Raw genomic sequence first — 13,593 nt, forward strand, 5'->3', positions numbered from 1 at the left:
TGAAAGGAAACCCACAGTGAATCCAAGTTACCATTCTCATGTGGGAGTCGGTTTACGCACACCACACATTGACCATTTTTTACATTCACCAGCCGATTTAAATTGGTTAGAAATTCATAGCGAGAATTACTTTCAGCCCTACTCTATTGCTCGTCAGCAACTGCGTACTTTACGAGAAGAGTACCAAATAAGCTGCCATGGCATCGGTTTATCACTCGGCTCTGTGGGCAAAGTCAATTCAAGCCACTTAACACAGCTAAAATCACTGATTAACGATGTCGATCCTCTCTTTGTTTCGGATCACTTAAGTTGGAGTGAAAATGGCGGTCACTATTTTAATGATCTTTTACCCCTTCCTTATACCGAGGAAGCATTAGACGTCTTTTGCCGCAATGTACTTCAAGTACAGGATGCTATTCAACGTCCCCTATTAATCGAAAACCCATCAAGCTATTTACAATACCAGCACTCAACCATTAGTGAGTGGGAGTTTTTGCATGCCGTTCAACAACGAACAGAGTGCCGCTTGTTATTGGATTTAAATAACGTGCATGTTTCTGCTTTTAATCATGGCTTTGATCGGGAGACATACCTCGCTGGCATTCCAGCTCATGCCGTCGATGAAATTCATTTAGCAGGATTTAGCATCAAAACCTTTGAACAAGGCGAGATATGGATTGATACCCATAGCCAACCCGTTAGTGATGCGGTCTGGAGCTTGTATCAAAATTGGACCCATCAGCACGGTTCGCGCCATACGCTCATCGAGTGGGATATTGATATTCCCTCTCCACAAGTTCTCTTACAAGAGGCAAGCAAAGCCAATCAAATCTTACAAGCCAACGAAACGGCAACCCTAGGAGGAAAACATGATGCATTCACTCGCTAAATGGCAACATGAATTTTCTCAAGCACTGCAGTATCAACATGATGGAGCGTCATGTGCCATTGTCAGTGATCAGTTCTCTAGCCAACAACGACTGCAGATCTATCGTAATAACTATATTCTCAGTTTATCTGAAGTCTTAGCGGCTACGTATCCTTTAGTCTTGGCATTGGTTGGTGAGGCGTGCTTTGCTCAACTAGCCCGTCAGCATATTTTAACCACACCAAACCCTGCTGGTGATGTGACAAGCTACGGTGAAAATTTTCATCATTCGATAGAGCATTTTCCTGCCGTTATTGATGCTGCCGTCTATTTACCTCAGGTCGCTTTATTTGAGTGGCAACATGATCTTTCACGACAAGCATTCGCAACACAATCCATTGAGAGTTCAGTGCGACCGCTGGCTGACATTGCTCACCTATCAGCAGAGCAGCAAGGTGATATTCAATTATGCCTAACCCCATCACTGCGCCTATTTCAGTGTGACTATGCGATTTTTAGTCTACAAAAAGCAATCAACAATGAAACCTTGGATCAATTTAATATTCATCAATCTCAACAAGGGATAATCCATACTTTTGTTGATGGTCACTCACAAGCCATCCCCCTTTCTAAAGATGAATATCAACTCGCTAAACTGTGCCAACAAAAATGCACTTTAGCCAATATTGAACCTTCGCTTCTCAACCATTTAGATAGCCTGATTAATGCTCAGATCATTATTGGCTTTCGCCTTGCTAATTAACCAACATTAAGGACATTATCATGAGCGAGTTAACATCACAGTGGATCCAACGATATGATGGGTGGGTTAATCAATCTCAACGGATCATCGTCCCTCTTTTCTTACTGTTTTTACGCCTTTGGGTAGCTTGGGTATTTTTTAATGCTGGGTTAACCAAAATAGCGTCTTGGGATAGTACTTTGTATCTGTTTGAGTTTGAGTATCAAGTACCTATTTTACCCTGGCAACTTGCTGCCTATATCGGAACCGCTGCTGAGTTAATCCTTCCAGCCTTTCTTGTGCTCGGAATATTTACGCGCCCGATGACTGCAATGTTATTCGTCTTTAATATCACAGCGGTTGTCTCTTACCCTCTGCTTTGGGAACGAGGTTACTATGACCATCAGTTATGGGGACTAATGATGTTGATTATTATCCTATGGGGAGCGGGATCTTTATCCGTTGATAAGCTAATAAAAGCGCGCTTAAGTTAGATTAGATCACAAAAAACCCCGCAAGATCGAAATCTTGCGGGGCTTTTTATACGAAATTAATCGCTGCTATTCTTTATCCATGAACGCTTTTAGCTCATCGACAGAAATACCTTGTTCAGCTAACTCTTTTGCTAATAAGTTAACCTGTTCGCCTTTACGCGACTCAACGACTTTTTGAAATTGATAAATAATGTCTCGCAACGTCTCAAGTGGCACTTGCTTTGCAGCACTACGAATACGTTCCTCGCTTTGATTACCTAATTCCTTGAGTAACTTACCAAACATGACCTTTTCAGGAGAATCTTCCATTTGCTCTAGAATGCGAGCCATTTCATAGGTTGTTAAAGACATGAAGATATATTTTCCATTGCGTGATACATCAAGTTGTAGGTCGCTAAATATACACTTGTTTTATCTTAAGGAAAACTAACAAATCTATATAAATACAACCTCAGTGACTAAGCTGAGATATTGTGCCATTTTTTACCAACTTTCGAATACAAAATCAATAACGCTGGCGCGACAACCCACATCTGTAATGCGATAAGTACCTGTGGTTCAAACGATAAACGTTGCATAACACCAACAATAAACCCTGAACCACTCATCTGAAATAGACCTAATAATGCTGCTGCAGTTCCTGCTTTATCACCAAAAGGTTCTAATGCTTTACCCGCTGCTGCTCCAAGTATCCAAGCAAACCCAACAGAAGAAAGGAAGATTGGTAACATGAAAGCAAAAGCACTTGCTTGCTGAGATAATACATACATCACTACCCCAGCTAAGATTAATATCACAACACCTAAGGTTAATGTTTTATGAGTGCCAAATCGCTCCATAAAACGTGGGGCAGAAAATGCAGCGGTAATATTGATGACTGCATTTAATCCAAACCAATAGGTAAATTCATTCATGCTTAAGCCCAACTTATCCATCAAGACAACAGGAGCTGAAGTAACATAAGCAATAATAACCGCCATTGCACACATGCATAAAGAAGCATGGAATATAAATGATGGCTCTTTTAATACTGCCCAATAACGACTGAGTTTAAATACTGCTTGTTTTTCTGTCGCTGGGTTTGTTTCTTCCATTTTAAATAATATCGCCAGTCCTGCTAATAGAGCAAAAATAGCCATAAAACTGAAATTCGTACGCCAGCCAAATTGCTGAGTTAACCAACTGCCTAAGATCGGCGCTAATGCGGGAATAAAACAGATCGCACCATTAAGGTAACTGATCATTTTACCGCTTTTATTCGGACCAAAAATATCACGAACGGTCGCAAAGGCTGCCACTGATGTTGCACAAGCACCAAAGCCTTGTAATAAACGAGCAACCAACATCCACTCGATAGAATGCGCAGCCCATGCTAGGCAGGCACTTAGAGCATAGATAGTGATCCCACCTAATGCAACGGTGCGACGACCTATTTTATCAGCAAGAGGACCTGCAAAAAGTTGCCCAACGCCCATCGCAAATAAAAACCATGTAATGGTGTCCTGTGCTAGTGCATTCTCTACCCGAAACTCTTGTGCTATTAAAGGCAGCGCTGGCAAATAAATATCAATCGCTAATGGGCTAAACAGCACCAACATCGTTAATAATGCCATCTGCATTCTGCTATTTTTTTGCGAGGGTAAAGTGTGCACGGGATTCTCCATTCATTAATAATCGCGCGCATCATAACGCCTTACTGATATGAATTAAAATGGCTTATAATCATTAGTATTATTCCTCACAGGAAAATCTTAGTGAATATTGAAAAGCTCTCACGACTCGACCTTAATCTTTTAGTTTGCCTTAATGTATTGTTCGAAGAGTTGAGTGTAACTCGAACCGCGCAGCGTTTATGTTTAAGTCAGTCAGCGGTAAGTAAATCATTATCGAAACTACGCATTCAATTTGATGATGCGCTATTTATTCGTGCCGCTCATGGTTTAAAACCAACGCCAAAGGCACTATATCTAAAGCCTAAGGTTGCGATGATCATTCACCAATTAGATAACCTCACTCAGCCACAACTGTTTTTACCCGAGACCAGTGATTATCAATTTAATATCGCCACGGTTGAGAGTGTTTACCCATTAATCTTACCCCACTTTATTCCCGCAATTTTTCGCCAAGCTCCTCAGGTGACGATCAATACGCACGCTTGGAGTGAGCACACCTTTAAAAAGATAGAGTCTGGTGAATGGGATTTAGGACTAACAGGAAAAGATATCGATATTAATGATGCCAAGCTCACGATGCTGCCGCCTAACGATATCTGCGAACAAGAAATCTATCGCGATACTCAGCAATGTGTTGTGCGTCGCAACCACCCTATTTTAAAGCAACCTTGGAATTTACAAACCTACCTCAGCTTACGTCATGTGCAGGTTCGTTGTGATGGAAATGATCGCTGGTTGCTTGATTACAAGTTGGCAGATCTTGGCTTTGAACGTGATATTGCGATTACCGTGCCGGACTTTAATAGTGCCGCAAGCTTATGTTCGTATACCGACTTTATCTTTACCGCTCCTAAGCACTTTACTCACTTGGTGGCGAATCAATTAGATTTAGTCGAATTACCGCTACCACTTTCCTTTCCACCCATGGCTTATACATTATTTTGGCATCGTGATCGGGAAAATGAACCCGCTCTAAGTTGGCTACGTCAAATCATTGAAGAGAAAACCCTACACCTGAGATAAATAAGCCGAACAATAGTCACTAGCATCTATTGCAGGTAAAGATTAAAAACGCTAGCTTAATACTACCCGTCCAGCAGACTCATTTTGATATCTGAGCAATTACGGACAATGATAATAAGGATTTAGCACTCATGCATAGCATTACCACTGAACGCGTAAACGCACTTCGCACTTGGCTACAAGAAAACAATGTCGCGGCGATTATTATTCCTCATGAAGATGAGTATTTAGGTGAATACATTCCAGCTCACAATGAACGTTTACAGTGGTTAACGGGCTATACAGGTTCTGCAGGGGCGGCAGTCATTACCCAAGATAAAGCCGCGATTTTTGTTGATGGTCGCTACACCGTTCAAGTTCGTAAACAAGTGTGTGGTGATCTATTTGAATATCGCCATTTAATCGAAGAGCCTGTTCTTGATTGGGTATTAGATAACTTAGAAACTAATAGCCTCGTTGCTTTTGATCCTCGCATGCATACCGCTGCTTGGATGCAAGCTGCTCAAACCAAACTAGCACCTGCTCTGACTTTAAAAAGCTTAGCAGAGAACCCGATTGATCAACTTTGGCATGATCGCCCTGCCGCTATCGTTTCTGATGTGCGCTTAATGACCACGGAACAAACAGGTCAATCTTCAGCGCAAAAACGCCAAGAGATCGCGACAATTTTAGCGAGCAATAACGCCGATGCAGCCATCATCACTGCGCTTGATTCTATCTGCTGGTTACTCAATATTCGTGGTCTTGATGTCTCTCGCTTACCAGTACTGCTTTCTCATGCGATCGTTCATGCTGATGCTAGTGTTGACTTCTTCCTAGATCCTGCGCGACTTCCAGGTAACTTCGAGCAACACGTTGGTGAAGGTGTGCGTATCCATCACCCTGAGCAACTTTCCGCATGCTTAGCTCAACTACAAGGTAAGACGGTTAGCGTCGATTCAGCAACGAGCAATGCATGGTTTACCCTAACTCTGCAAAACAGCGGTGCGACAATTATCAATGCTGCTGATCCATGCCTACTGCCTAAAGCGTGTAAAAATACGGTTGAAGTGGCAGGTATGAAAGCTTGTCACATCCGTGATGGCGTAGCGATGACTCGTTTCTTAGCTTGGATTGATGCGCAGGTTGCAGCAGGTCACTTACCTGATGAAGCTGAGTTAGCCGATAAAGTACAAGCTTTCCGTGAGTGTGATGAGAGCCTAGTTGATCTTAGTTTCGACTCTATCTCAGCGGCTGGCGGCAATGCGGCAATGTGTCACTACAACCACCAAAACCAAGCACAACCTGGCAAGCTGACTTTAAACAGTTTGTACCTTGTCGATTCAGGCGGTCAGTATATTGATGGCACAACCGATATCACCCGTACTGTTGCTATTGGTCAGCCAAGTGATGAGATGATTAAGCAGTTCACGCTGGTATTAAAAGGTCACATCGGTATCGCTCGTGCTCGCTTCCCTCAAGGTACGTTTGGTAGCCAACTTGATACATTAGCGCGCCAACACTTATGGGCAAACGGCTATGATTATGATCACGGTACAGGTCACGGTGTTGGTCATTTCCTAAGTGTGCACGAAGGTCCACAAAACATCTCGAAGAAGCAAGTTCCAGTCGCTTTACAAAAAGGGATGGTGCTTTCCAATGAGCCAGGATACTACCGCGCAGATGAGTTTGGTATTCGTATTGAAAACTTAGAGTTGGTGGTTGAGCTTGAAACGCAGGGTGATTTTTCTGTGCTCGCGTTTGAATCATTAACACGCTGCCCTATTGATAAGCGCAACATCGATATCAATTTACTAACTCGTCCTGAGCTTGCTTGGCTAAATGATTACCATCAAAAAGTATGGGATGACATTAGCCCACTGGTTGAAGGCGATGCAAAAGCTTGGTTAGAACAGGCAACAACTCCGATTCATCACGCCTAATCTTTTCGTTATAGAGAACAGATAAGCCATAAAAATAAAGCCGTTAATCAAACTCGATTAACGGCTTTTTTATTTGGCAGCTTTAATGTTTCACGTGAAACACCAAGCCATTCTCTCTGTCGTTAAAAGTGAAAGTGAGCAGATAAGTGATAGAAAAAAGCCTGCCCTTATCGTATCCACAAACTCATTTAACCGGCTCATTTAGCCAGAGTATGCTTGATGCCAATCTTTCCAAACCGGTTCAAAACCACGAGCTTTGACAGCTTGAGCGACTTCATCGGCACTGCGCTCATCACTAATGGCGAATTGCTCTAACTCTGTCTCGTCATTGGCATAACCGCCAGGCTGAGTTTTAGACGCAGCCGAAACACTGGTGATACCCAAAGCCAAGACATTATCTCGAAACTGCTCTGACTCACGAGTTGATAAAGAAAGCTCAACTTCAGGATTCAATATTCGATAAGCGCAAATAAGCTGTACTAACTGTTTATCACTCATAACGGACTTAGGCTGTAAACTCCCCTCGCACGGTCTTAAACGTGGAAAAGAGATCGAATAACGTGTCTGCCAATAAGTACGTTCTAGATAAGTTAGATGCGAGGCAGCAAAGAAACAATCCGTTCGCCACTCTTCTAAGCCAATCAAAGCTCCAATACCTATCTTATCAATACCTGCTTTTGCCAATCGATCTGGCGTTTCTAGACGAAAGTTAAAGTCCATCTTATTACCACGCAAGTGATGCTCGGCATAGGTCGATGGATGGTAAGTTTCTTGATAAACCATAACCGCATCTAAACCTAACTGCTTTAACTCGGCATAGTCCTCTTGCTTTAGCGGTTGTACTTCCATCGCCAAGTAGCTGAAGTCTTTTTTTATCTGCGGTACGATTTGACGAAAGTACTTCATCCCTACCTTAGTTTCATGCTCGCCCGTTACCAGCAAGACATTATCAAACTTCATTTTCTTGATGGCACTGACTTCAGCAGCGATCTCTTCTTCATTTAACGTTTTACGCTTGATTCTATGCTCCATGGAGAACCCACAATAGGTACAAGCATTCGCACATAAATTCGATAAATAAAGAGGGATATAAAATGAGATGGTATTGCCAAATCGCTGACGAGTTAATGCTAGCGAACGTTGTGCCATCTGCTCTAAGTAAGGTTCTGCTGCTGGGGAAATCAGCGCTTTAAAATCTTCAATATCGCACTTGTTTTTCGCTAAAGCACGTTCAACATCTTGCGCGGTTTTCGCATAAATGGACAACTTAACATCGTCCCAATTTAACTTTTCAAATTCAGTAACGAAACTCATCTTAAAGCCTATAACGTATCAAGAAAAGAAGTCAGTGGGCTGGATGCAACGGCATGCTTTGCCTGACCTGCAAGACCCGCTTCATAAGCCATACGCCCTGACTCAACGGCGAGCTTAAAAGCAATCGCCATAGCAACAGGATCGGCAGCGGCAGCAATGGCAGTATTAACGAGAACGGCATCTGCGCCCATTTCCATTGCAAGAGCGGCATGAGATGGAGCACCTATTCCCGCATCAACAATTACGGGAACTTGTGCTTGATCGATAATGATTTCGAGAAAGTCTTTCGAAGCGATTCCTTTGTTAGTACCAATTGGAGCGCCAAGAGGCATGACAGCAGCACAGCCCACTTCTTCTAATCGCTTACATAACACAGGGTCAGCATGACAATAAGGCAGAATAACAAAGCCATCTTTAACCAACTGCTCAGCTGCCTTTAACGTCTCAATCGGATCAGGCATCAAGTACTTAGGGTCTGGGTGAATTTCAAGTTTCAGCCAGTTAGTCCCTAATGCTTCACGAGCAAGGTGAGCGGCAAAGATGGCATCCTTTGCATTTTTTGCACCTGAGGTATTGGGTAATAAGTTCACGCCAGCTTCAATTAAAGGCTTAAGAATGTCATCACCTTGCGAATCGAGATCGACACGCTTTAACGCCATCGTAGCTAGTTGAGAGCCTGATTGTTTAATCGACTCACTCATTAATTCCTTACGAGCAAATTTTCCAGTCCCTGTAAAAAGGCGAGATTGAAAGGTTTTATCGGCGATGGTTAGCATAATTAGCCTCCTGCTATAGCTTGAAATAAAGCAATGCTATCGCCTGTATTAACGATAACGCTGTCCCACTGAGTGCGGGGAATAATGGTTTGATTCAGTGCAACCGCACAGCCTAAGGTTGGTAAATCTAAGGTATTTAAAACAGAATCAATCGTTGAGCCTTGGATGGCTTCAACAGACTTATCGTTGACTGAAATAGTAATGTTACTCACAGATCTTCTCCTTAGCCGATGCACAAACCGGGCACTGACTATCTTGCTGCATTGAAAAGTGTTGCCATTGCAGAGTTTCACCATCGAACAGGTGTAATACATTGGCTTGATATGTCGCGTGATGAGTTAAATATTTGATCGCTTGTAGTGCCTGTAAGTTACCAATAGTGCCAACAATCGGACCAACAATGCCGCTGTCTGAACACTTAGTCACTTGCTGTAATTCATCAAAAGGAAATAAGCAGCGGTAGCATGGGGCTTGTTGCTGATCGCGATGACGATTAGCAAAATCAAATAGAGCTAGCTGCCCTTTCCAGCCAATCGCTGAGCCTGAGATTAACGGCGTATGATGAGTAAAACAGGCGGCATTGACAGCATGACGCGTCGCTAAGTTATCGCTACAATCCAATACAATATCGGCAAGCATTACTTCAAGTTGTAGCTGTTGATCCGATAAGTAGCGGCTAATGACCCGCACTTGGCAGTCACTATTTAACTGCTGCAACTGCTCTGACATTGCGGCTACTTTCTCTGTGCCTACATCTTGCTGGCGGTATATGACTTGGCGTTGTAAATTAGATTCATCAACCGTGTCGCCATCGGCAATCACTAATTTACCAACCCCTGCACTTGCCAGATACAACCCAGCCGCAGAACCTAAACCACCACAACCTATCATCAGGACATGGCTATTAAGTAATGCCTTTTGTCCTGATTCCGCCACTTCAGGTACGCTAACCTGACGTTGGTAACGGATAAATTGTTTATCAGTTAACATACATCCTCTAGCAAATCTGCGGTGGTCGTTTCACGTGAAACATTCATTATCTCGCCAAACTCATCAATAACGGAACGAGGGTTAGCAGATAAGGTGATTGCTCTAACGACAGCAAGACTAGAAACACCACACTGCCATACTAAAGGTGCCGTTGACTGATCAATACCGCCAATCGCTACCGTTGGAAAGCCTACGGTTAATGCTTCATTTTGCTCTTGTTCAGAACGAGTTTGATAAGGCATGGTATCAATTAATTGTTGATACAGTTTTAAGCGCGTTAAACCCTGTGGCTTAGAAGGCATGTCTTTTGTTGTGGTTGGGAAGATATGACCCAGTGCAATATAGCTTGGGTTGACCTGACTGATACGCAGCAATTCATAATAACCGTGTGTTGATAAACCCAGACAAATCCCCGCTTCAGAAAGTTCAGTTAAGTTTGAACACTCAATATCTTCCTGACCTAAGTGAACACCAAATGCTCGGTGCTTAATCGCTAGTTGCCAATAATCATTAATAAAAACCTGCGCTTGGTACTGCTCACCTAATCGAATTGAGCGTTCGATTTGCTGTTCTAAATCTTCACAGTGCGGATCTTTAATACGTAACTGAACCGTTTTAATGCCCAACTCTAATAGTCGTTCAATCCATTCCACACTATCAACAACAGGGTAAAGACCTAGGCTTGGTTTGGTTAACTTGGGAAAAGCAACGCATCGATCATTGGTAGACCAACCGACATGAATATTAAGGTCGGTACACTCAATAACCGGTGTTGGAAAGAAAGGACGCGCTTTGACCCAAGTTTCACGTGAAACATTCATTGCTGCGCGAGAAAGAACCAGCGCATCCTCAATCGGAAACTCGAGTGCTAATAGGGTAATTAACCAGGCGCTATGGCGAGTTTGCTGATAGTTATCGCCTAACGTTGAAAATACAGTTGCTCGCTTTTCATTATGATCAATCGCAAGCGGATGCAACCAAATATCATAAAAACTATTGTCGTGCCCTAGTCCTAATACTATGCGCTTACTTTGCTGTGCCAGCAGTGTAGCGGCAGCAGATAAAGATAAGTGAGTTGAGTGGTTATAATCTAATAGCCAATCAATATTCGAGTCATCAATACAATCCATCGATGCTGAATCAAGAATCGCTAGCGATAAAGGTTTATCTATTCCTATCGTGATCACTTGAGATTCGCTTTGGGTGATCTCTACAGCATGGCAATCGAAACCTTGCTGCTTGGCTAAAGCTAGGCAAGTTTCAACTTCCTTTTTTAGATCAATATAATCAGCGGGGATTTGTAGATTCATTTCTATTCTTCACGCTCCATCCTTCAATACCGAACAACTTAGTATTTATGTGATTTTAGGTAATACCAATCAAAGTAAGTGTTCAGACATCGCGAAGAAAAACACTTAATAGCAAGTTAGAGTGACCTGTTATTAGCTAAGATTGATATAACGACTTGTCGAGTGATGAAGGCAAGAATGAGGGTATACGTAGAGGGTAGGTGCGAATGTATCGTGCATTCTCGGGCGAGAAATAGATACAACTCTGCTACTTACGATATATCTTCTCTTGTTTCCTTCGCAGGTATTAGCCTGATCAGGTTCAACGAATTCCGCAATGCGGTCTCAGCTTTCAATTTCAATTTCAATCATGATAAACAGATGAAAAGTCAGCACTCCGACAAGTTAGTTAAGCCAATGCTATGACTTAATATGGTACCAGTATAAGTAAATGCCTAATGAAAATAAAGGTGCAAAATATAAACCCTATTGCTTATTTTTAACCTTCTTTTGGCGAATTACCAAACAATAACATAAAGAGGGTAAATAGAGTCTTCAGCTTATAACGTTTAAATTAATTATGTGATCAAGTCAGTTTAATTCGGTTATTACTTTCTCTTGTTACTCAGGTAGTCTGCCCAGGCCTTAATCAGTGACTTATTATAAGAGCGATAGGAACCTATTTTATTACTGCCATCATGATCTCTACCATGGGATAAGGTTTTAGATACGGCGACTCGTTGCGAAGAGTAAATGCCAGTATGTCCGCTAAAGTAGTAAGCAACATAGCAAGCAACTGCAAAGTAGAGAATATGATCAGCACCAAATAACTCAGCCCCCATAATCGTACAAGCTAATGGAGTATTGGTTGCTGCAGCAAATACGGCTAAAAAGCCAAGTGCAGCAAACAGATCGACTGGTGCTCCCAATACCCAAGCTAAGAAGTTACCTAATGTTGCACCAACAAAAAATAACGGAGTCACTTCACCACCTTTATAACCAGCAGCGAGAGTAATGGCTGTCAGTAATAATTTAATGATCCAGCTGTACCACTCTGCCCCACCATCTGTAAAAGCAGAGGTAATACTCACCCCACCTTCTCGACTTGGATAAACGCCGATACCAACATAGTCATAATTACCGATGAGTTGGGTGGCTATAATCACAATGACACCACCAACCACAACGATCAAATATGGATTTTTTAGCGTCGCATTGAAGAGATCTTTTAAACCATGGGTTAGTTCACCAAATAAATAACCAGCCAGACCAAAGCCAATTGCAGCAAGTATCACTTTACCTAACAGCAATAGGTCTACTTTAACGGCATGATCAAATAGGCTATTCACCTGCTCAAAATGAATCAGGTAATGTGTGTGGTGAGCTCCCCAAGCTGAAGCTACGACATCCGCTAAAATAGCGGCTAATAAGGCAGGTATAATGGCATTGAATTTAATACGACCAATAAAAAGAACTTCTAACGCGAAAATAGCACCGGTTAAAGGTGTACCAAATATAGAAGCAAACCCCGCAGCAACCCCAGCAGTTAACAGCATTCGCCGATCAGTTTCATCCAGTTTTAATACGCTAGCTAACCAATCAGTCGTTGATCCACCAATTTGAACCGCTGTCCCTTCTCGTCCTGCAGAACCACCAAATAAATGCGTTAATACCGTCGTCACTAAAACCAGTGGTCCCATTCTTACAGGTACACCTTCTCCCGCGGTATTAATTTCATCCATTATAAGATTATTCCCGCCAGCCGAGTTTTTCCCCCAGTTACGATAGGCATAAACAATAACGATACCGGCAAGTGGTAAGAGATAGATAAGCCAAGGGTGACCCGTTCGAGTCGCCGTCGCTTCGCTTAAAAGCCACAAAAAGAACGCGTTAAAGCTACCGATCAAAAATGCGACAGGAATAATCAATAACGACCAGCGACATACTTGATAAAAGTTTTTTAAATTACGATTTAATGGGTGCATAAATGGGTCTTGTTGCCTATTTCTGAATGTAAAAGCACGTCATTATTGGCTAGTAAACCGAATCTATTGTGATTCATGCTACCGATATAATGTGCAATTGATACGATAAGGAGGGTAATCAGCTTAATAAGCGTACTCTTGTCAAAGAAATAGTACAAGTTTGATAAGGATTAAACGCAAAAAAGCCTCAACATTTCTGTTGAGGCTTTCTTTAAATTTGAGCCTGGCGATGTCCTACTCTCACATGGGGAAGCCCCACACTACCATCGGCGCTATTGCGTTTCACTACTGAGTTCGGAATGGAATCAGGTGGGTCCACAATGCTATGGTCGCCAAACAAAATTTGTTTAACAGCAAATGGCTATTAATGAAATATGGTGCTGATACCCAGACTCGAACTGGGGACCTCACCCTTACCAAGGGTGCGCTCTACCGGGCTGAGCTATATCAGCAGATATATAAAAGCCCGTTCAAAGAACGGGCTCTATAAAATTCAAGCCTGGCGATGTCCTACTCT

The 13,593-nt window shown here is 42.5% G+C and carries 13 protein-coding genes, 1 tRNA gene, 1 rRNA gene and 1 riboswitch; of the genes, 5 read left to right on the forward strand and 10 right to left on the reverse strand.

The window, feature by feature from the left end; all coding sequences use genetic code 11:
• Positions 1-16 precede the first annotated feature (16 nt).
• Genes BCU68_RS15710 through BCU68_RS15720 form a run of 3 tightly spaced genes read left to right on the forward strand, consistent with a single transcriptional unit; the run spans position 17 to position 2,104 of the window.
• The gene (locus BCU68_RS15710) at positions 17-889 is read left to right on the forward strand and encodes a DUF692 domain-containing protein (protein ID WP_241901392.1); all 873 of its coding nucleotides are present in this window, start codon (positions 17-19) and stop codon (positions 887-889) included.
• Positions 870-1,631 (forward strand): DNA-binding domain-containing protein, encoded by a 762-nt coding sequence (locus BCU68_RS15715; protein ID WP_102565692.1) that lies wholly within the window; start codon positions 870-872, stop codon positions 1,629-1,631. The genes BCU68_RS15710 and BCU68_RS15715 overlap by 20 nt, the downstream gene beginning before the upstream one ends.
• A gap of 20 nt (positions 1,632-1,651) precedes the next feature.
• Positions 1,652-2,104: a DoxX family protein gene (locus tag BCU68_RS15720; protein ID WP_102565693.1), complete on the forward strand. Its 453-nt coding sequence runs from the start codon at positions 1,652-1,654 to the stop codon at positions 2,102-2,104.
• Positions 2,105-2,170: 66 nt separating this feature from the next.
• Here the strand turns inward: BCU68_RS15720 and BCU68_RS15725 are convergent, their stop codons facing one another.
• Together BCU68_RS15725 and BCU68_RS15730 are read right to left on the reverse strand one after the other, a co-directional pair.
• Positions 2,171-2,455, reverse strand: coding sequence for a hypothetical protein (locus BCU68_RS15725; protein WP_102565694.1), 285 nt, complete (start codon positions 2,453-2,455; stop codon positions 2,171-2,173).
• Between the two features lie 107 nt (positions 2,456-2,562).
• Positions 2,563-3,768: a multidrug effflux MFS transporter gene (locus BCU68_RS15730; protein WP_102565695.1), complete on the reverse strand. Its 1,206-nt coding sequence runs from the start codon at positions 3,766-3,768 to the stop codon at positions 2,563-2,565.
• A 90-nt stretch (positions 3,769-3,858) separates the two neighbouring features.
• Between BCU68_RS15730 and BCU68_RS15735 the strand changes: the two genes are divergently transcribed.
• The gene (locus BCU68_RS15735) at positions 3,859-4,800 is read left to right on the forward strand and encodes a LysR family transcriptional regulator (protein ID WP_102565696.1); all 942 of its coding nucleotides are present in this window, start codon (positions 3,859-3,861) and stop codon (positions 4,798-4,800) included.
• A gap of 131 nt (positions 4,801-4,931) precedes the next feature.
• Positions 4,932-6,722 carry an aminopeptidase P family protein gene (locus BCU68_RS15740; protein ID WP_102565697.1) on the forward strand — a complete coding sequence of 597 codons (1,791 nt, stop codon included), beginning with the start codon at positions 4,932-4,934 and terminating at the stop codon, positions 6,720-6,722.
• A gap of 201 nt (positions 6,723-6,923) precedes the next feature.
• Here the strand turns inward: BCU68_RS15740 and thiH are convergent, their stop codons facing one another.
• The 8 genes from thiH to BCU68_RS15780 all read right to left on the reverse strand — a co-directional run bounded on the left by thiH (position 6,924) and on the right by BCU68_RS15780 (position 13,528).
• Positions 6,924-8,036, reverse strand: a complete 1,113-nt coding sequence (gene thiH, locus BCU68_RS15745) for a 2-iminoacetate synthase ThiH (RefSeq protein WP_102565698.1) — start codon at positions 8,034-8,036, stop codon at positions 6,924-6,926.
• 8 nt (positions 8,037-8,044) lie between these two features.
• Complete coding sequence (locus BCU68_RS15750; RefSeq protein ID WP_102565699.1) at positions 8,045-8,812, reverse strand: thiazole synthase; 768 nt, start codon at positions 8,810-8,812, stop codon at positions 8,045-8,047.
• A gap of 2 nt (positions 8,813-8,814) precedes the next feature.
• Entirely contained in the window at positions 8,815-9,024 is a 210-nt protein-coding gene (thiS, locus tag BCU68_RS15755; RefSeq protein WP_102565700.1) for a sulfur carrier protein ThiS, read from the reverse strand.
• Positions 9,017-9,802 (reverse strand): HesA/MoeB/ThiF family protein, encoded by a 786-nt coding sequence (locus tag BCU68_RS15760; protein WP_102565701.1) that lies wholly within the window; start codon positions 9,800-9,802, stop codon positions 9,017-9,019. Before BCU68_RS15760 ends, thiS begins: the two co-directional genes overlap by 8 nt.
• A complete protein-coding gene (locus BCU68_RS15765; RefSeq protein ID WP_198591762.1) occupies positions 9,796-11,118 on the reverse strand; it encodes a thiamine phosphate synthase in 1,323 nt (440 codons plus the stop codon). Before BCU68_RS15765 ends, BCU68_RS15760 begins: the two co-directional genes overlap by 7 nt.
• 249 nt (positions 11,119-11,367) lie before the next feature.
• Positions 11,368-11,501: riboswitch (TPP riboswitch) on the reverse strand.
• Positions 11,502-11,699: 198 nt separating this feature from the next.
• The gene (locus BCU68_RS15770; RefSeq protein ID WP_102565703.1) at positions 11,700-13,076 is read right to left on the reverse strand and encodes a voltage-gated chloride channel family protein; all 1,377 of its coding nucleotides are present in this window, start codon (positions 13,074-13,076) and stop codon (positions 11,700-11,702) included.
• Between the two features lie 221 nt (positions 13,077-13,297).
• Positions 13,298-13,413, reverse strand: a 5S ribosomal RNA gene (gene rrf / locus BCU68_RS15775).
• Positions 13,414-13,451: 38 nt separating this feature from the next.
• Positions 13,452-13,528: transfer RNA gene (locus BCU68_RS15780), tRNA-Thr, on the reverse strand.
• Between the last annotated feature and the right edge of the window lie 65 nt (positions 13,529-13,593).

The organism is Vibrio sp. 10N.286.49.B3 (assembly GCF_002873395.1).
Taxonomy (GTDB): Bacteria; Pseudomonadota; Gammaproteobacteria; order Enterobacterales; family Vibrionaceae; genus Vibrio.